Source organism: Pseudomonas sp. FSL R10-2964 (genome assembly GCF_009600035.1).
GTDB lineage: Bacteria > Pseudomonadota > Gammaproteobacteria > Pseudomonadales > Pseudomonadaceae > Aquipseudomonas > Aquipseudomonas bubulae.
This window is the reverse complement of the sequence record NZ_WIWH01000026.1, coordinates 49,630-68,380: the sequence shown is the minus strand read 5'-3', so window position 1 is coordinate 68,380 and position 18,751 is coordinate 49,630. Positions and strand designations below refer to the sequence as shown.

Genomic DNA, 18,751 nt, shown 5'->3' with positions numbered 1-18,751 from the left:
GCATATCAAGTGCGTTACACTGCGCCGCCTGCACTGATCAAAGATTTTGAAGGTAAAACATGACGTTCAAGGCGCCGGACAGCCTCGCCGAGCAAATCGCTCACCACCTCGCCGAACGCATCATTCGCGGCGAGTTAAAGCCTGGGGAACGCATTCAGGAACAGAAAGTGACGCTGGCGCTGAATGTCAGTCGCGGCTCTGTGCGCGAAGCATTATTGATCCTTGAGCGTCGACATCTGATCGCCATCCTGCCGCGTCGTGGCGCCCATGTGACCGAACTTACGGCGCACAAGGTGCAGAGCCTGTGCACGCTGATGAGCGAAATGTACATCCTGCTCGGCAATGCCGTAGCCCAGCGCTGGGCAGTTCCGGCCGATCTGGGGCCGTTCTTGCAGATCCAGCAGCGCCTGGCCGCCAGCTACGAACGCCAGGACATCAGCACCTTCGTTGAAGACAGCTTCAATGTGATGCGTGCGGCGTACCCGTTCGCCGACAACCCGTATTTGCAGGAAACCGTCGAGAACCTGCACCCGGCCATGAGCCGTGCCTATTACCTGGCACTGGACCAGCGCAAGGCGGAAATGAGCGAGTTCCTGGCGTTGTTTGCGCAGTTGCTCGACGCCGTGCTGGCGCGTGACCTGGCGCAGATTCGCGTGGTGCTGAGCAGCTATGCCCAGCGCAGTTGTGCCCTGGTGCTGTCTGCCTTGACGGTTGCCTGAGCGTGCGCCTGACCTGTATCAAGCTGGCCGGCTTCAAGTCCTTTGTTGACCCGACAACCGTTACCTTTCCAAGCAATATGGCGGCGGTGGTAGGCCCCAACGGCTGTGGCAAGTCCAATATCATCGATGCCGTGCGCTGGGTCATGGGCGAAAGCTCGGCCAAGAACCTGCGCGGCGAGTCGATGACCGACGTTATCTTCAACGGCTCCACCACGCGCAAACCGGTGAGCCAGGCCAGTATCGAACTGGTCTTCGACAACTCCGACGGCACGCTGCTGGGCGAGTATGCGGCCTATGCCGAGATATCGATCCGCCGCAAAGTCACCCGCGACAGCCAGACCACCTATTACCTCAATGGCACCAAGTGCCGTCGTCGTGACATTACCGATATCTTCCTCGGTACGGGGCTGGGGCCGCGCAGCTACTCGATCATCGAGCAGGGCATGATCTCCAAGCTGATCGAGTCCAAGCCTGAAGATCTGCGCAACTTTATCGAAGAGGCGGCGGGCATTTCCAAGTACAAGGAGCGCCGCCGCGAGACTGAAAACCGTATCCGCCGTACCCACGAAAACCTTGCCCGTCTGACTGACCTGCGCGATGAGCTGGGGCGTCAGCTGGAGCGTTTGCACCGCCAGGCCCAGGCCGCCGAGAAATATCAGGAATACAAGGCCGAAGAGCGTCAGCTCAAGGCCCGGCTGTCGGCTCTGCGCTGGCAGGCCCTGAATGAGCAGGTGGGGCAGCGCGAAGCGGTCATCGGTAATCAGGAAGTCAGTTTCGAAGCCCTGGTGGCCGAGCAGCGCAATGCCGATGCCAGCATCGAACGCCTGCGTGACGGGCACCATGATCTGTCAGAGCGCTTCAATCTGGTGCAGGGGCGCTTCTATTCGGTAGGGGGCGATATTGCCCGGGTCGAGCAGAGCATTCAGCATGGCCAGCAACGTTTGCGCCAGTTGCAGGATGACCTGCGCGAAGCCGAGCGCTCGCGCCTGGAAACCGAATCCCATCTGGGGCATGACCGCACCTTGCTGGCGACTCTGGCTGAAGAGCTGCACATGCTTGAGCCCGAGCAGGAACTGACCAGCGCGGCCGCCGAAGAGGCTGCCGCTACTCTGGAAGTGGCCGAGCAGACCATGCATGGCTGGCAGGAACAGTGGGACATTTTCAACCTTCGCTCGGCCGAGCCGCAGCGCCAGTCCGAAGTGCTGCAAGCCCGTATCCAGCAGCTGGAAACCAGTATGGAGCGCGTGGCGGAACGTCAGCGCCGTCTGGCTGAAGAGCGTGCCTTGCTGGCCGCAGACCCTGAAGATGCGGCCATTCTGGAGCTCAGTGAGCAACTGGCCAGCAGCGAAATGGCCCACGAAGAGCTGCAGGCCAGTGAGCAGCAACTGGTCGAGCAGCTCGAGCAAGTGCGTCACGACTTGCAACAGGCCACGCAGAACCAGCAGCAGGCCCAGGGCGAGCTGCAGCGCCTCAACGGTCGTCTGGCATCGCTGGAGGCCTTGCAGCAGGCTGCGCTTGATCCGGGTACCGGTACTGGCGAATGGTTGCGCGATCAGCAGCTTGCCGAGCAGCCACGACTGGCAGAAGGCCTGCGCGTAGAGGCTGGCTGGGAGCTGGCGGTAGAGACCGTGTTGGGGGCTGATTTGCAGGCCGTACTGGTCGAGGATTTTGCCCTGCTGGATCTGGCAGGGTTTGCCCAGGGTGATTTGCGCCTGTTCAGTGATGCAGGGCAGGCCCCTCGCTTGGCGGGCAGCCTGCTGGACAAGGTCACGGCCGATTTTGATCTGGCGCCGTGGCTGGGCCAGGTCAAACCGGTCGAAACACTGGAGCAGGCACTGGCCTTGCGTGCTCAACTGGCCGAGGGCCAGAGCCTGATCAGCCGTGATGGCTATTGGGTCGGGCGCAACTTCCTGCGGGTGCGCCGCGCCAGTGAAGCCGAAAGCGGGGTGCTGGCCCGGGGCCAGGAAATCCAGCGCCTGGGGCTTGAGTGCGAAGAGCGTGAAGCCACCCTGGCGGCCCTGGAGGAACAACTACAAAGCATGCGTGAGCAACAGCGTATGCAGGAAGACTCTCGTGAGCAGCTTCGCCGTCGCTTGCAGGATGAAGCTCGCCACCAGGGTGAGATCAAGGCCAAGCTCTCCGCCAGCAAGGCCAAGGTCGAGCAATTGACCTTGCGCCGCCGCCGTCTGGACGAAGAACTGGCCGAGTTGGGTGAGCAGCGCGCCCTGGAGCATGAGCAGGTAGGGGAGGCGCGCCTGCTGTTGCAGGATGCCCTGGATGCCATGGCCACCGATACCGGGCAGCGCGAGCTGTTGCTGGCCCGTCGCGACAGTCTGCGCGAGCAGTTGGACCGGGTGCGTCAGGATGCTCGACAACATAAAGACCACGCCCACCAGTTGGCTGTCCGCCTGGGGTCGCTCAAGGCGCAGCATGATTCCACCCGCCAGGCTCTTGAGCGCCTGGAAATGCAGGCCGAGCGCCTGGCTGAAAAGCGCGAACAGCTGACCCTCAATCTGGAGGAGGGCGAAGCGCCGCTGGAAGAGTTGCGCCTCAAGCTTGAAGAGTTGCTCGACAAGCGCCTGAGCGTGGATGAAGAACTCAAGATTGCCCAGACCGCGCTCGAAGATGCCGATCGCGAATTGCGCGATGCCGAAAAACGCCGCAATCAGGCTGAGCAACAATCGCAATTGATTCGTGGCCAGCTCGAACAGCAGCGCATGGAGTGGCAGGCCTTGAGCGTGCGTCGTACTGCGTTGCAGGATCAGTTGCTGGCCGATGGCTATGACCTGCACGGGGTGCTGGCCACCCTCGATGCCGAGGTCAACGAGCAGCAGGCCGAAGAAGAGCTGGAACGTATCGCTGCGCGAATTCAGCGCCTGGGCGCGATCAACCTTGCAGCCATTGATGAGTATCAGCAGCAGTCGGAGCGCAAGCGCTATCTGGATGCTCAGGATGCCGATCTGGTCGAGGCACTCGATACCCTGGAAAACGTCATCCGCAAGATCGACAAAGAGACCCGCAGCCGCTTCAAGGACACCTTTGATCAGATAAATGGTGGATTACAGGCACTTTTCCCAAAAGTTTTCGGTGGCGGCAGCGCTTATTTGGAACTGACGGGCGAAGATCTACTCGATACAGGGGTGACCATCATGGCGCGTCCGCCGGGCAAGAAGAACAGCACGATCCATTTGCTGTCTGGTGGCGAGAAAGCCTTGACGGCCCTGGCGCTGGTTTTTGCCATTTTCAAGCTCAACCCGGCGCCGTTTTGCATGCTCGACGAAGTCGATGCACCGCTTGATGACGCTAACGTAGGCCGCTATGCACGCTTGGTAAAGGAGATGTCGCAGACCGTGCAATTTATCTATATCACTCACAACAAGATCGCCATGGAGATGGCGGATCAGTTGATGGGGGTGACGATGCATGAGCCGGGCTGTTCACGTCTTGTAGCGGTTGATGTTGAGGAGGCAATGGCAATGGTCGATGCTTGAGCTATAAGCATGTAGGACGATTTTTTTCTTCTTGTAAGAAAAATTTCAAGCATTTGACCGATATGACGTGTAGGTCGAAGGCAGCATGGGCCTAGCTCAATGCGACAGACGGTGTAAAGTTATCTTTGGTCGTGTTAATTTAATGTCTAATTTTTTTGTACGTGGGTAAAACGCCATTCAGAACATAGAGTTGGCGCCACGTTTTAAAGGGCTTTAGGCTCTTCTTCATAGAATCATTTTTTAGGGGCAAGGGATTACATGGAAATCGGTCTGCGCGAATGGCTGATAGTCATCGGCATAGTGGTAATCGCCGGTATTCTTTTTGATGGCTGGCGCCGCATGCGTGGTGGCAAAGGCAAGCTCAAGTTTCGACTTGATCGCAGTTTTTCCAATGCCCCTGACGACGAGCACAGCCCTGAGTTGTTGGGCCCGTCACGGGTGCTGGATACGCCAACCCATAAAGAGCCGCAACTTGATGAGCACGACTTGCCATCGGTCAGCATGCCTGCACGGGACAAAGGTGCCAAGCGCGGCAAGCGTGGCGGTGAGCCGAGCCAGGGTGACCTGAACCTTGATCTTGAACTGGATGAAGGCCCGAGCATCAGCGCCCGTGATGATGATCATGTAGCGCCAGTCAAGCCGGCGCGTGGTCGTGCCAAGCCGAGCGTAGCGGACGTTGAAGTCAAGGAGCCTGCACCGCAGCAGGCCGCCGAAGAAGTGCTGGTGATCAGCGTGATCAGCCGTGACCCGGCAGGCTTCAAAGGCCCGGCACTGTTGCAGAACATCCTCGAAAGCGGTTTGCGTTTTGGCGAGATGGATATTTTCCATCGCCACGAAAGCATGGCCGGTAATGGCGAAGTGCTGTTCTCCATGGCCAATGCGGTGAAACCGGGTGTATTCGACCTGGATGATATTGACCTGTTCAGTACGCCAGCTGTCAGCTTTTTCCTTGGTTTGCCCGGCCCGCGCCATCCCAAGCAGGCTTTTGATGTGATGGTTGCCGCTGCACGCAAGCTGTCCCAGGAGCTCAATGGTGAGCTTAAAGATGACCAGCGCAGTGTGTTGACGGCCCAGACTATCGAGCATTACCGCCAGCGCATCGTTGAATTCGAGCGTCGTGCCCTGACTCAAAAACGCTGAACATGTGGGGGCGGCTTGCCTGCTCCACCCACATGCAACATGAATAACACAAGGAGCAGCCTCGGCTGCTCTTTTGCTTTGTGAGAGAACACCCCATGACCGCCGCCAATACCCGCATTCTAGAGCTGCGCGCTGAACTGGATCAGCATAATTACCGCTACCATGTACTCGACGAGCCAAGCATTCCGGACGCCGAGTACGATCGCCTGTTCCGCGAGCTGAAGGCCCTGGAGGCCGAACATCCTGAGCTGGTGACCGCCGACTCGCCCACTCAGCGCGTTGGCAGCGCAGCCTTGTCTGCCTTTACTCAGGTGCGTCACGAAGTGCCCATGCTGAGCCTGGGTAACGCATTCGATGAAACCGATATGCGCGAATTCGATCGCCGTGTCAGCGAGGGCCTGGATCTGCCCGCGGGCGATCTGTTTGGTGGCGGCGCTGAAGTTGAATACAGCTGTGAGCCCAAGCTGGACGGGCTGGCAGTCAGCTTGTTGTACCGGGATGGCAGCCTGGTGCGTGGTGCCACGCGGGGTGATGGCACTACCGGTGAAGACATCAGCGTCAACGTACGCACCGTGCGTAATATTCCGCTCAAGCTGCATGGCAGCGGCTGGCCAGCGGTGCTGGAAGTGCGTGGCGAAGTGTTTATGTCCAAGGCCGGCTTTGAGCGTCTTAATGAGTCTCAGCTGGCTGCTGGCGGCAAGACCTTTGCCAATCCGCGCAACGCAGCGGCGGGCAGCTTGCGTCAGCTGGATTCGAAGATCACGGCCAGCCGCCCGCTGGAATTTTGCTGCTACGGTCTGGGGCAGGTCTCTGAAGAGTTTTCGGACACCCATATCGGCAACCTCAAACAATTGCAGCAATGGGGCATGCCCATCAGTCATGAGCTGAAGCTGGCAAAGGGGATTGCCGAGTGCCTGGACTATTACCGTGATATCGGTGAGCGTCGTGCTTCCTTGTCCTACGAGATCGACGGAGTGGTGTTCAAGGTCAACAGCCTGGCGTCGCAGCGCGAGCTGGGCTTTCGTGCGCGTGAACCGCGCTGGGCCATCGCGCACAAGTTTCCGGCCATGGAGGAACTGACCGAGTTGCTGGATGTTGAGTTTCAGGTCGGACGCACCGGTGCAGTAACGCCCGTGGCGCGTCTCAAACCGGTCAAGGTGGCCGGGGTGACCGTATCCAATGCCACCCTGCACAATATGGATGAAGTGGCGCGGCTGGGCCTGATGATTGGCGATACCGTGATTATTCGCCGTGCTGGTGATGTTATCCCGCAGGTTGTGCAGGTGGTGCTGGAGCGTCGCCCTGAAGATGCCCGGCCGGTGCAGATCCCTGAAAGCTGTCCGGTGTGCGGCTCCCACGTTGAGCGCACGCAGCTGATCAAGCGCAGCAAGGGCCGTGAAACCGTCAGCGAAGGTGCGGTGTACCGCTGTGTCGGCCGGCTGGCCTGTGGTGCCCAGCTTAAACAGGCGATCATTCATTTTGTTTCGCGCCGGGCGATGGACATTGAAGGCCTGGGGGAAAAAAGTGTCGAGCAGTTGGTCGATGAGGGCCTGGTGAGTTCGCCGGCAGACCTCTATACCCTGCAGTTCGAGCAGATCGTCGATCTCGAAGGCTTTGCCGAGCTGTCGAGCAAGAACTTGCTGCAGGCCATCGCCGACAGCAAGCGTCCGACGTTGGCGCGTTTTATCTACGCATTGGGCATTCCTGATGTGGGCGAAGAGACTGCCAAGGTGCTGGCGCGTTCATTGGCCTCCCTGGAGCGTGTGCAGCGGGCGTTGCCGCAAGTGCTTACCTACCTGCCGGACGTGGGCCTGGAAGTGGCGCACGAGATTCATAGTTTCTTCAGTGACGCACACAACCAGCAGGTGATTGATCAACTGCTGGAGCGTGGTCTTGAGTTGCAGGATCAAGGTGAGCTGGGTGCCGAGTTTGCCGCCAGCACAACCTTGGGCGGGTTGATCGACAAGTTGCATATTCCTTCGGTGGGGCCGGGCGGGGCGCAAAAACTGGCCGACAGGTTTGGCTCCCTTGAAGGGGTGATCACTGCAGACTGGCTCGATATGCGCCAGGCCTTACCGGAAAAACAGGCCAAGGCGGTACGCGAGTTCTTCGATAACCCTGAAAATGCCCGTATGGCGCTGGCAATCGAAGCGCAACTGCGTGATTTCGGCATGCACTGGCACAGCGAGAAAAAGGCCGTGGAAGGTTTGCCGCTGGCAGGCCAGACCTGGGTGTTGACCGGCTCGCTGGAATTAATGAGTCGCGATGTGGCCAAGGACAAGCTGGAAAGTCTGGGGGCCAAGGTTTCGGGCTCGGTGTCGGGCAAGACCCATTGCGTCGTAGCGGGGCCGGGAGCAGGCTCCAAGCTGGCCAAGGCCAACGAGCTGGGGCTCAAGGTGCTGGATGAAGAAGCCTTTGTCGCGTTTTTGAGCGAACAGGGTATTTCGATTCCGTAATGGCTGTGGCAGCGGGCTTGCTCGCGATGCAGGTAACGCGGTGTCTCAGTTGAGCCGCGCAGAAGCCATCGCGAGCAAGCCCGCTCCCACAAATGACCTGTACCGGGTTGCGAGGCGGTGTTTCAACCCGAATCCAAGTGCTTGAGCCCATTCATTTTTTTATTCTTGCCGCAGCGGTTGTAAGTTTTTCTCAGACAGGTACAATGGCGCCGTTCGCTGCTAAGCGGATGTTGTTATGGTGACCCTATCGGTCCCCCCGCAACGATTACCCGTGAACCTGGTCAGATCCGGAAGGAAGCAGCCACAGCGGGAACATTGTGTGCCGGGGTGTGGCTGGTGGGGTTGCCTCCATTTTAAACCCGCAGTTCTGTCGGGTTCGAACCAAACTCCAAATCTTGCAGTCAAGCCTTGTTCGACGGTCAAAAGACCGGGCGATGATTTTCTGTGCGTGGGTAAAAAGGTCTATGCCAAGGCTGTGCGCAGTTAAACGTGCGCATCGGATGCAATTTTGCCCTTGCTCCGCTAGCATTAGCCCCCTCCGCTTTTCTGACGCGACGGTTATCAATGAGTTATCAGGTTCTTGCACGTAAATGGCGTCCGCGCTCGTTCCGCGAAATGGTCGGCCAGACCCATGTGCTCAAGGCTCTGATCAATGCCCTGGACAGTCAGCGCCTGCACCACGCTTACCTTTTCACCGGTACCCGTGGCGTCGGCAAGACCACCATTGCGCGGATCATCGCCAAATGCCTGAACTGTGAAACAGGTATCACCTCGACTCCCTGTGGCGAGTGCTCCGTGTGCCGTGAAATCGATGAAGGGCGCTTTGTCGACCTGATCGAAATCGACGCCGCCAGCCGCACCAAGGTCGAGGACACCCGCGAACTGCTCGACAACGTGCAGTACGCGCCGAGCCGCGGGCGCTTCAAGGTCTACCTGATCGACGAAGTGCACATGCTCTCCAGCCATTCGTTCAATGCGCTGCTCAAGACCCTTGAAGAGCCGCCGCCTTACGTCAAGTTCATCCTCGCGACCACCGACCCGCAGAAATTGCCGGCCACGATCCTGTCGCGCTGCCTGCAGTTTTCGCTGAAGAACATGACACCCGAGCGCGTGGTCGAGCATTTGACCCACGTTCTCAGTGTCGAAAACGTGCCGTTTGAAGATGATGCGCTGTGGCTGCTCGGTCGCGCCGCCGATGGCTCGATGCGTGATGCCATGAGCCTCACCGATCAGGCCATTGCCTTCGGTGAGGGCAAGGTACTGGCGGGTGATGTGCGGGCGATGCTTGGTACGCTGGATCACGGTCAGGTGTTCGACCTGTTGCACGCCTTGATCGAAGGTGATGCCAGGGCCATGCTCGAGGCCGTTCGCCATCTGGCCGAGCAGGGCCCGGACTGGAATGGCGTGCTGTCCGAGATCCTCAACGTCTTCCATCGCGTGGCCATTGCCCAGGCGTTGCCTGAAGGTGTCGATAATGGTCACGGCGACCGCGATCGCGTCTTGGCCCTGGCCAAGGCGTTGCCTGCCGAAGATGTGCAATTTTATTACCAGATGGGCCTGATTGGCCGGCGCGATTTGCCGCTGGCGCCAGACCCCCGTGGTGGCTTTGAAATGGTCCTGCTGCGAATGCTGGCCTTCCGCCCGGCAGACACCGGCAACGCGCCGAGTCAGCCGCTAAAGCCAGTGGGGATCAGCCAGGCCACAGTTGATTCCGCCCCAACCGTGGCGGCCACGTCCCCTGTCGAGCCAGTGCCGGCCGCGCCGGCACCGGTGGCAGTGCAACCGGTACCGCCTGTGGTCGAAGCGGTTGCCGAGCCTGTGCAGGCGCCCAAGGCTCCGTCAGTGGCGGAAAAGGACTTGCCCTGGAACGAGCCGGCTGCCCCGGTGATTGAGGTCAAGGTTGCGCCCGAGTCGGTGTTGGACACCATTGGCGAGCCTCCTGAGTTGCCGCCGATGCCGCTGCCGACGCCGGACAGTGTGGTGCCGGATGCGCCGGAGTGGATCGCGGCGCCGCTTCCAGAGCCGACCGTCGAGCAGGTGGACGCAGCGGTGTCGGGCATGGATCGTGACGACGAGCCGCCCCTGGACGAAGACTACATTGAGCCGGACATGGATTCGGCGGCCTACAGCTACCTCGACGAGCTGGCCAGTGAGCATGCCAGCGAGCCAGCGCCTGCGCCCGAACCGCTGCCTGCGGCGATGCCGGCGACCGGTCTGGCCCTTGAATGGCTGGAGATGTTCCCCAAATTACCGGTGTCGGGCATGACCGCCAGCATTGGCGCCAACTGCACGCTGATTGCGGTTGACGGTGATGACTGGCTGTTGCATCTGGACCCGGCCCACAGCGCGTTGTTCAACCTGACCCAGCAGCGTCGACTCAACGATGCACTGAACCAGTTCACTCAGCGTACACTCAAAGTCACGATTGAGCTGGTCAAGCCGGAGCAGGAAACCCCGGCCCAGGCGGCTTCGCGTTTTCGCGCAGAGCGCCAGCGTCTGGCCGAAGAGTCGATCCATGCTGACCCGGTGGTCCGGCAGATGGTCGAGCAGTTCGGTGCGGCCGTACGCGAAGATACGATTCAACCTTTAGAGGTGGCTCAGGCTCAAGTGTCGTAACGCCAGAGCAGAAACTTACAGCCCGCAGTCGTTTTGATTGCGGGTGCATTGTCCAAATAACGTTTGAGGTGATTCCCATGATGAAAGGTGGCATGGCCGGCCTGATGAAGCAGGCGCAGCAGATGCAGGAAAAAATGGCCAAGATGCAGGAAGAGCTGGCCAATGCTGAAGTCACCGGCAAGGCGGGTGGCGATATGGTCACTGTGGTCATGACCGGCCGTCATGACGTCAAGCGGGTGAGCATTGACCCGACTTTGCTGGAAGGTGTGAGCGAAGACGACCGCGAAGTGCTGGAAGACCTGTTCGCCGCAGCGGTCAACGACGCCGTGCGCAAGATCGAAGCCAACAGCCAGGACAAAATGTCTGGTGTGACCGCCGGCATGCAACTGCCGCCGGGCATGAAGATGCCGTTCTAAGGCATGCTGAAATGCCAGGCCATGAGCCTGGCATTTTTTTGCCTGTTTTACGGGTATTTGACGCTAGCTCACACCGAGGGTATAAACCGCGTCTCGTTGTTTTGTCGGACCTTTCCTTATGAGCTTTAGCCCTCTGATTCGCCAACTGATCGATGCCTTGCGTACCTTGCCGGGCGTGGGTCAAAAGACCGCCCAGCGCATGGCGTTGCAATTGCTTGAGCGTGATCGCAGTGGCGGCTCGCGCCTGGCCCTGGCGCTGACTCAGGCGATGGAAGGCGTGGGGCATTGCCGTTTGTGCAGAACCCTGACCGAAGATGATCTGTGCCCGCAGTGTGCCGATGTGCGCCGGGATGACACCTTGCTGTGCGTGGTCGAGGGGCCGATGGACGTGTATGCCGTGGAACAGACCGGTTATCGCGGCCGTTACTTTGTGCTCAAGGGGCATTTGTCGCCGCTCGATGGTTTAGGCCCTGAGGCGATAGGCATTCCGCAATTGATGGCGCGTATTGCAGAGCAGGGTACGTTTGCGGAGGTGATCCTGGCCACCAATCCAACGGTTGAGGGCGAGGCCACTGCGCATTACATCGCCCAGTTGCTGAGCAACAAAGGCCTGATAGCGTCGCGTATCGCCCACGGTGTGCCGCTGGGTGGCGAGCTGGAACTGGTGGATGGCGGTACTTTGGCGCACTCGTTCTCGGGGCGTCGGCCGATTACGCTCTGATTGCGATTGCAGGGGAGAGGGGACTCCTGTGGGAGCGGGCTTGCTCGCGATGCAGGCACCGCGGTATTCAGTTGAACCGCGCTGATGCCATCGCGAGCAAGCCCGCTCCCACGTGTCGGTATTACTCGGTCAACGAAAATTCCGTCAGACAGAAAGTAGGCACACCCAAATCCTGCAAGCGCTGCGAACCGCCCAGTTCGGGCAGGTCGATAATGGCCGCTGCTTCAAACACCTGCGCACCCATGCGTCGCACCAGGTTGGCTGCCGCAATCAGCGTGCCGCCCGTAGCAATCAGGTCATCGACGATCAGCAGCGAGTCACCCTCGCACAGGCTGTCGGCGTGAACCTCCAGAAACGCTTCGCCATATTCCGTCTGATAGCCTTCGGCCAAAACGTCTGCGGGCAATTTGCCCTGTTTGCGAAACAGGATCAGCGGTTTATTGAGCTGGTGGGCCAGTACCGAGCCGATCAGGAAGCCGCGGGCATCCATGGCGCCGATATGGCTGAAGTCAGCCTCGACGTAGCGCTCGATAAAGCTGTCGGCGATCACGCGCATGGCGCGGGGCGACTGGTAGAGGGGGGTGATGTCGCGAAAGATGACGCCCGGCTTGGGGAAATCAATAACCGGGCGAATCAGGGTTTTGAGGCAAAAATCGTCGGAGACCATATCGGGCTGTCCTGGGGAGCGTTAAGCGCGCCAGTATAACCCGTCAGGCCGTGTCAAACCTCCAGCGAACCACCGGCCAGGGCACACAGCTTGATCGGGTCAAGAATATGCACTTCCTTGCCTTCGGCAGTGATCAACTGGTTTTCCTGCAGGCGGGTAAACACGCGGGACACGGTTTCAACGGCCAGGCCCAGGTAATTGCCGATTTCGTTGCGCGACATGCTCAGGCGGAACTGATTGGCCGAGAAGCCGCGAGCACGAAAACGCGCTGACAGGTTGACCAGGAACGTGGCGATACGTTCGTCGGCGGTTTTTTTCGACAGCAGCAACATCATTTGCTGATCGTCGCGGATTTCGCGGCTCATTACACGCATCAGCTGGCGACGCAGTTGCGGCAGTTGCACGGAGAGTTCGTCGAGACGTTCGAAAGGGATTTCGCATACCGGTGTAGTCTCTAGCGCCTGGGCCGATACCGGGTAGGTTTCAGTGTCCATACCCGACAGGCCGACCAGTTCGCTGGGCAGGTGGAAACCGGTAATTTGCTCTTCACCGTTGTCGCTCAGGCTGAAGGTTTTCAGTGCGCCGGAACGTACCGCGTAAACCGAGCCAAACGTGTCGCCCTGGCGGAACAGGAACTCGCCTTTTTTCAGTGGGCGGCCGCGCTTGACGATTTCTTCCAGCGCATCCATGTCTTCCAGGTTCAACGAAAGTGGCAAACAGAGTGGGGCCAGGCTGCAATCCTTGCACTGTGCCTGAGTGTGAGCGCGCACTTTTACTGGCTCGGACATTTCTTAAATCCTTGTAGGAAAACACACATAAGATGCAAGGGTAACCCAGCGTGGGGGGGCTAGACCAGCCGCACCATGCCAGGGCACTCATCTCATGCTGTAGAGGTCGTGTTTGCGACCTTAGATCACCCGCGAATAGCGCTGACGGGTTTGTTGCTCAAGGTAAGCGTCGAACACCATGCACACCGAGCGCACCAGCAGCCTGCCAGCAGGCAGCACAGTCAGTTGCTGGTCGTCCAGGGCGATCAGGCCGTCGGCGGCAATGGTCTTGAGCGTCGGCCACTGAGGGGCAAAATAGCCGCGAAAGTCGATATTGAACGCCTGCTCCACGGTCGCGAACGGCAGGTGCAAATTGCAGATGATCTGCTGGATGACCTCGCGACGGATACGGTCATCCTGATTGCATACCAGGCCACGGCTGGTGGCGAGCTGGCCGCTGGCCAGGGTGTGCTGGTATTTGGCCAGGTCGCTGTCATTTTGGCAGTACAGGTCGCCGATCTGGCTGATGGCGGAGACACCAAGCCCGATCAGGTCGCAATGGCCGTGGGTGGTATAACCCTGGAAGTTGCGTTGCAGGGTTGATTCTTCCTGGGCGATGGCCAGTTCATCGTCTGGCAGGGCGAAATGATCCATGCCGATATAGCGGTAGCCGGCGCCGGTCAGTTGCTCGATGGTGCGCTCCAGCATCTGCAGCTTGGCGGCAGGCGAGGGCAGGTCGCTGGTGTTGATGCGTCGTTGGGGCATGAAGCGTTCAGGCAAGTGCGCGTAGTTGAACACCGACAGGCGATCGGGCTGCAGGCTGATCACTTCTTCAACGGTGCGGGCAAAGGCTTCCGGGGTCTGCTTGGGCAGGCCGTAGATCAGGTCGATATTGATCGAGCGAAATTGCAGCGTGCGTGCAGCGTCGATCACTGCCCGGGTCTCTTCCAGGCTTTGCAGGCGATTGACCGCCCTTTGCACGTCCGGGTCGAGGTCTTGCAGGCCGATGCTGACACGGTTGAAGCCCAGTTCACGCAACAGGCCCATGGTCGACCAGTCGGCTTCGCGGGGGTCGATTTCGATGCCGTAGTCGCCGGAGTCGTCGTCCAGCAGATTGAATTGCTGACGCAGCTTGGCCATCAGTTGGCGCAATTCGTCGTGGCTAAGAAAAGTCGGGGTGCCGCCACCAAAGTGCAGTTGCTCGACCTTCTGCCTGGGGTCGAGGTGGCAGGCGATCATCTGGATTTCCTGCTCGAGTTTCTGCAGGTAGGGCTGGGCCCGGCCACGGTCTTTGGTAATGACCTTGTTGCAGGCGCAGTAATAGCAAATATTGGCGCAAAACGGCACGTGCACATACAACGACAGCGGGCGCAGAGCCTTGCGGCTTTCGCGCAGGGCGTGCAGCAGGTCGAACGGGCTGACCTGGCTGTTGAACTGCATGGCTGTCGGGTATGAGGTGTAGCGCGGTCCGGCAAGATCGTAGCGGCGGATCAATTCTGGGTCCCAACGAATGGCGTCGAGCATGCGGGCATTCCCCTGGGATGGCTGGCAATGCTGCGGATTCTAGGGGGTGGGTCGTTGTAGCATCTTGATTTGCATCAACAGCTGTGATTGGCAAGTGCACCTGTGGGAGCGAGCTTGCTCGCGATACCGGCGACGCAATGTGTCAGGCAAATCGCGGTGATGCCATCGCGAGCAAGCTCGCTCCCACGGGTTCTGTCTAGTGCCCCATCAACCAGTGCTGATGGGGACCGGGCAGGGTCCAGATACCGAACAGGATCACCAGTAATCCTCCAGCCATGCGCACGCTGCGTTTGCGCAGCACTGCGGTGACACGTTCTGCGGCAAGGCCGGTGGCCAGCAGCACGGGCCAGGTGCCCAGCCCGAACCCCAGCATCAGTAATGCACTGTCGATTGCGCTGCCCTGGCTGGCGGACCAGATCAACGTGCTGTACACCAGCCCGCAGGGCAGCCAGCCCCACAGTGCCCCCAGCAGCAAGGCGCGCGGCAGGCTGGTGACCGGCAACAAGCGGCTGGCCACCGGCTGGATATGGCGCCACAGGCCGCGGCCCAGGCTTTCAATGCGGGTCAGGCCGCTCCACCAGCCGGCGAGGTACAGGCCCATGCAAATCAGCAGCAAACCGGCGAGGATGCGCATAAACATGGCCGCCGGGCTGTTGGCTACTGCCCAGCCTGCCAGCCCCAGCAGTAGTCCTGCTGTGGCATAGCTGAGAATTCGGCCAAGGTTGTAGGCCAGCAGCAGCCTGAAGCGTCGGCTGCGTTGCTCTTTGGGGATGGCCAGCGTCAGCGCGCCCATCAGACCGCCGCACATGCCCAGGCAGTGTCCGCCCCCGAGCAGGCCCAGGATAACGGCCGATACCAGCAGCGGGGCCAGCTCAAGCATGGGGCGGGGCTTTTTTGTCGGTGTCGCTGGCCGACTCCGGGTGCAGGTTTTTGGCTTCTTCGACGGCAGCGGTATGCTGCGGATCCTGGTCATCGAACAGGATGCTGTGGGCTGGGCTGTCCAGGTCATCATACTGGCCGCTGTCGACTGCCCAGAAGAAGATAAAGATGCAGATGGCGACAATCAGCAGGGCCGCCGGAATCATGATGTAAAGCGCTGGCATAAGGGCTCCAGGGGACCGGGTCAAGCCGGTAGCGGGCGAGAGTGTGGCATGGCTGGAGTATGCGCCTGGGCGGGCATGCGCGTCAGGCGCAAGGCGTTGAGCACCACGGTCAGTGAGCTGATCGACATGCCGATGGCGGCCCAGATCGGAGTAATCCAGCCCAGTGCGGCGAATGGCAGCATCAGGCCATTATAGAGTCCGGCCCACAACAGGTTTTCGATGATCACCCGTCGGGTCCGTCGCGCCAGGCTGAACGCTTGCACCAGCGCGTCCAGGCGGTTGGACAGCAGCACCGCATCGGCGCTGGTTTTCGCCAGGTCGGTCGCCGAGCCCATGGCCACGCTGATATCGGCAGCGGCGAGCACAGGTACATCGTTGACACCATCCCCCAGCATCAGCACCTTGCGGCCTTGGGCGTGCAGTTTTTGCAAGACCTGCAATTTGTCATCCGGGCGCAAGCCGCCCTGAGCTTCATCGATCCCCAGTTCGGCGGCCACGCTGGCGACCATCGGCGAACTGTCCCCCGACAGCAGCAGCGTGTGCCAGCCGCGGGCCTTGCACGCTGCCAGCAATGCCGGGGCATCGTCCCGCAGGCGGTCGTCCAGAACAAACCAGGCCAGCACGCCTTGGGTGTCGCCCAGCAGCAGCCATTGGCCGGGTTCGTCCGGCATGTCCGGGATCGGGCACTGGCTCAGCTCACAGGCAAATCCTGGCTGGCCTATGCGCAAGCGCTGCTCGCCGACCAGCCCTTCAAGGCCCAGTCCAGGCACGCTGCGTACTTCTTCAGCGGCTTGCGCAGCGCGGCCAAACGCACGGGCAATCGGGTGCTCGGAGCGGTTTTCCAGAGCGGCCGCAAGGGCCAGGCAGTGGTCGCTGTCCAGCTCGCGCAAAGGGCGAATGGCCCGCAGCGCCAGGCGTCCTTCAGTCAGGGTGCCGGTCTTGTCGAAAATCACTGTGTCGATCTGGTTCAGGCCTTCGATCACATGGCCACGGGTCAGTAGCAGGCCCAGCTTGTGCAGGGTGCCGGTAGCGGCGGTGAGTGCGGTCGGCGTCGCCAGCGACAAAGCGCAAGGGCAGGTGGCGACCAGCATCGCCAGGACAATCCAGAAGGCCCGTGATGCATCAAGTTGCCACCACCACAGGCCGATACCCGCAGCAGCGATCAATGAGAACAGCAGGAACCACTGCGCGGCCTTGTCGGCAATCTCCGCAAGGCGAGGTTTTTCGCTTTGAGCGCGATCAAGCAGGCGCACGATGGCGGACAGGCGCGTGTCCTGGCCCAGCGCCATGACTTCAACGGTCAGCGCGCCTTCCACATTCAGGGTACCGGCCGTGACGGCGTCGCCAATCTGCCGTGGTTGTGGCAGGTATTCGCCAGTCAGCAGGGATTCGTCGATGCTGGACTGACCATCCAGGATCTTGCCGTCAGCCGGCAGGATTGAGCCGGGGTGCACCAGCACCCGGTCGCCGACCTTGAGTTCAGTCAGCAGAATGCGTTCGCTTTGCCCGTCAGCGCTCAGGCGCAGGCATGAGGCTGGCAGCAGGTTGACCAATTGCGCAGTGGCGGCGGCGGTGCGCTCGCGGGCGCGGCGCTCCAGATAGCGGCCGGCCAGCAAAAACAGGGCAAACATGCCCACAGCATCGAAATACAGCTCGCCGACGCCGGTGATGGCCGTCCAGATCCCGGCGATATAAGCACCGCCGATGGCCAGGGAGACTGACACATCCATGGTCAGGTGGCGGGTGCGCAGGTCGCGCATGGCGCCTTTGAAAAAGGGGGCGCAACTGTAGAACACGATAGGTGTTGTCAGAAACAACGCTACCCAGCGCAGGATGGTGTGCATCTCGGGGCTGAGGTCGATATTGAACTCTGGCCAGGTGGCCATGGTAGCCATCATGGCCTGAAACCACAGCAGCCCGGCGACACCGAGCTGGCGCAAGGCCAGGCGGTTTTCGCTGGCCAATTGTTCGGTGGCACGGTCGGCCTGGTACGGGTGCGCGGCATAGCCGATATGGCGCAGTTCGCTGAGGACTTCACTCAATGGCAATTGGCTATCGTCCCAGCGTACCTGCAGGCGATGGTTGGACAAGTTGAGTCGCGCTTCACTGACGGCTGGCAGATGGCGCAGGTGCTTTTCGATCAGCCAGCCACAGGCGGCGCAGCTGATGCCTTCGATCAGCAGGGTGGTTTCGGCTTGCTCGCCCTCATGTCGGACAAAGGGTTTTTGCACATCGGGGCGGTCATACAGCGCCAACTCTTCAACCAGTTGCACGGGCAGGGCTTGAGGGTTGGCGGATGCTTCACTGCGGTGCTGGTAATAGCTTTCGAGACCGCCAGCGACGATAGCCTCGGCCACTGCCTGGCAGCCGGGGCAGCAGAACTCGCGAACTTCGCCCAGAACAACGGCGGTAAACCGGCTGCCGGGGGGGACGGGCAGGGCGCAGTGATAGCAGGGAACGGGAGTGGTCATGGTGCTCTATCGCGATATTGTGTCACCAGAAAATACGTCATCGCGGACAAGACCGCTCCCACAGGGTTCGCGCATCCCTGTGGGAGCGGGCTTGCCCGCGATGGGGTTATTTCGACTTGTGGTCTTCAGCGCCTTGAATGGGCTCGTCGCCCAGCAGCAGGTCCTTGTCGTGGCCGACCAGTTCTTCTTCGAACAGGCGCCAGGTCTTGCCATCTTCAACACCCAGCAGCTCAACAAAGCGGCGACCTTCAATCTTGTCATCCAGTTGGCCGATATAGCGACCCGGTTCCGTTGCGCTCTGGCTCAGGCTGACCTTGCGGTCTTTTTCCGGCTGGGTCGGTGAAATCAGGTTCAGTTCCAGCACTTGCGGCTTGCTGTTGCCCTCAAGCAGCAGCACGACTTCGCCGGTCATTTCATCCAGGCGCAACTTGGCTTTGAGTTGCAGGGTCTGGCCCAGCAGCTCACGGTCCAGTGCCCGATTGATGCCTTTGCCCGCCTCGTAGTAATTATCGTTGACCAGGTTGTCCGGGTTGTTCACGGCAATGGTGACCATCGACAGGGTCAGGGTTACCGAGCAGGCCAGGATGGCAATGATGATCCATGGCCAGATGTGCTTGTACCAGGGGCTGGAAGCATTTGCTGCGGGCATGTCGAGTTCTC

General features: G+C 60.3%; 14 protein-coding genes and 1 other RNA gene. 8 read left to right on the top strand and 7 right to left on the bottom strand.

Annotated elements, in window-relative coordinates:
* Positions 1-59 precede the first annotated feature (59 nt).
* From GHN92_RS15800 to recR, 8 genes are all read left to right on the top strand, one after another.
* Positions 60-719, top strand: a complete 660-nt coding sequence (locus GHN92_RS15800) for a GntR family transcriptional regulator (protein WP_095002770.1) — start codon at positions 60-62, stop codon at positions 717-719.
* Positions 720-721: 2 nt separating this feature from the next.
* Positions 722-4,210, top strand: a complete 3,489-nt coding sequence (gene smc / locus GHN92_RS15795) for a chromosome segregation protein SMC (protein WP_095020220.1) — start codon at positions 722-724, stop codon at positions 4,208-4,210.
* Between the two features lie 258 nt (positions 4,211-4,468).
* The gene (zipA, locus tag GHN92_RS15790; protein ID WP_095002768.1) at positions 4,469-5,350 is read left to right on the top strand and encodes a cell division protein ZipA; all 882 of its coding nucleotides are present in this window, start codon (positions 4,469-4,471) and stop codon (positions 5,348-5,350) included.
* Positions 5,351-5,445: 95 nt separating this feature from the next.
* Positions 5,446-7,806, top strand: coding sequence for an NAD-dependent DNA ligase LigA (gene ligA / locus GHN92_RS15785; RefSeq protein WP_153380560.1), 2,361 nt, complete (start codon positions 5,446-5,448; stop codon positions 7,804-7,806).
* Positions 7,807-8,051: 245 nt separating this feature from the next.
* An RNA gene (gene ffs, locus GHN92_RS15780) (signal recognition particle sRNA small type) lies at positions 8,052-8,148 on the top strand.
* A 222-nt stretch (positions 8,149-8,370) separates the two neighbouring features.
* On the top strand, positions 8,371-10,422 hold the full coding sequence (dnaX, locus tag GHN92_RS15775) for a DNA polymerase III subunit gamma/tau (protein ID WP_095025019.1): 2,052 nt from the start codon (positions 8,371-8,373) through the stop codon (positions 10,420-10,422).
* 77 nt (positions 10,423-10,499) lie between these two features.
* Entirely contained in the window at positions 10,500-10,838 is a 339-nt protein-coding gene (locus GHN92_RS15770; protein ID WP_095002765.1) for a YbaB/EbfC family nucleoid-associated protein, read from the top strand.
* Positions 10,839-10,956: 118 nt separating this feature from the next.
* Positions 10,957-11,559, top strand: coding sequence for a recombination mediator RecR (gene recR / locus GHN92_RS15765; RefSeq protein WP_016780292.1), 603 nt, complete (start codon positions 10,957-10,959; stop codon positions 11,557-11,559).
* Positions 11,560-11,680: 121 nt separating this feature from the next.
* On the opposite strand, the gene GHN92_RS15760 is transcribed toward recR, so the two are convergent.
* The 7 genes from GHN92_RS15760 to GHN92_RS15730 form a co-directional block, all read right to left on the bottom strand.
* Positions 11,681-12,226, bottom strand: a complete 546-nt coding sequence (locus tag GHN92_RS15760) for an adenine phosphoribosyltransferase (protein WP_095002764.1) — start codon at positions 12,224-12,226, stop codon at positions 11,681-11,683.
* 53 nt (positions 12,227-12,279) lie between these two features.
* On the bottom strand, positions 12,280-13,014 hold the full coding sequence (gene fnr, locus GHN92_RS15755; RefSeq protein ID WP_029611340.1) for a fumarate/nitrate reduction transcriptional regulator Fnr: 735 nt from the start codon (positions 13,012-13,014) through the stop codon (positions 12,280-12,282).
* A 120-nt stretch (positions 13,015-13,134) separates the two neighbouring features.
* A complete protein-coding gene (gene hemN, locus GHN92_RS15750; protein ID WP_153380558.1) occupies positions 13,135-14,517 on the bottom strand; it encodes an oxygen-independent coproporphyrinogen III oxidase in 1,383 nt (460 codons plus the stop codon).
* Positions 14,518-14,713: 196 nt separating this feature from the next.
* Positions 14,714-15,397 (bottom strand): sulfite exporter TauE/SafE family protein, encoded by a 684-nt coding sequence (locus tag GHN92_RS15745; protein WP_095025020.1) that lies wholly within the window; start codon positions 15,395-15,397, stop codon positions 14,714-14,716.
* Positions 15,390-15,620 carry a cbb3-type cytochrome oxidase assembly protein CcoS gene (ccoS, locus tag GHN92_RS15740; RefSeq protein ID WP_095002761.1) on the bottom strand — a complete coding sequence of 77 codons (231 nt, stop codon included), beginning with the start codon at positions 15,618-15,620 and terminating at the stop codon, positions 15,390-15,392. Before ccoS ends, GHN92_RS15745 begins: the two co-directional genes overlap by 8 nt.
* Positions 15,621-15,640: 20 nt before the next feature.
* A complete protein-coding gene (locus tag GHN92_RS15735) occupies positions 15,641-18,091 on the bottom strand; it encodes a heavy metal translocating P-type ATPase (RefSeq protein WP_095024091.1) in 2,451 nt (816 codons plus the stop codon).
* A 106-nt stretch (positions 18,092-18,197) separates the two neighbouring features.
* The gene (locus tag GHN92_RS15730; RefSeq protein WP_095002759.1) at positions 18,198-18,740 is read right to left on the bottom strand and encodes a FixH family protein; all 543 of its coding nucleotides are present in this window, start codon (positions 18,738-18,740) and stop codon (positions 18,198-18,200) included.
* Positions 18,741-18,751: the final 11 nt, after the last annotated feature.

Coding starts and splice junctions, on each gene's coding strand:
- GHN92_RS15760 (WP_095002764.1), bottom strand. CDS start 12,226: ATGGTCTCCGACGATTTTTGCCTCAAAACCCTGATTCGCCCGGTTATT.
- ligA (WP_153380560.1), top strand. CDS start 5,446: ATGACCGCCGCCAATACCCGCATTCTAGAGCTGCGCGCTGAACTGGAT.
- recR (WP_016780292.1), top strand. CDS start 10,957: ATGAGCTTTAGCCCTCTGATTCGCCAACTGATCGATGCCTTGCGTACC.
- GHN92_RS15745 (WP_095025020.1), bottom strand. CDS start 15,397: ATGCTTGAGCTGGCCCCGCTGCTGGTATCGGCCGTTATCCTGGGCCTG.
- GHN92_RS15730 (WP_095002759.1), bottom strand. CDS start 18,740: ATGCCCGCAGCAAATGCTTCCAGCCCCTGGTACAAGCACATCTGGCCA.
- zipA (WP_095002768.1), top strand. CDS start 4,469: ATGGAAATCGGTCTGCGCGAATGGCTGATAGTCATCGGCATAGTGGTA.
- GHN92_RS15800 (WP_095002770.1), top strand. CDS start 60: ATGACGTTCAAGGCGCCGGACAGCCTCGCCGAGCAAATCGCTCACCAC.
- GHN92_RS15735 (WP_095024091.1), bottom strand. CDS start 18,091: ATGACCACTCCCGTTCCCTGCTATCACTGCGCCCTGCCCGTCCCCCCC.
- dnaX (WP_095025019.1), top strand. CDS start 8,371: ATGAGTTATCAGGTTCTTGCACGTAAATGGCGTCCGCGCTCGTTCCGC.
- hemN (WP_153380558.1), bottom strand. CDS start 14,517: ATGCTCGACGCCATTCGTTGGGACCCAGAATTGATCCGCCGCTACGAT.
- ccoS (WP_095002761.1), bottom strand. CDS start 15,620: ATGCCAGCGCTTTACATCATGATTCCGGCGGCCCTGCTGATTGTCGCC.
- GHN92_RS15770 (WP_095002765.1), top strand. CDS start 10,500: ATGATGAAAGGTGGCATGGCCGGCCTGATGAAGCAGGCGCAGCAGATG.
- fnr (WP_029611340.1), bottom strand. CDS start 13,014: ATGTCCGAGCCAGTAAAAGTGCGCGCTCACACTCAGGCACAGTGCAAG.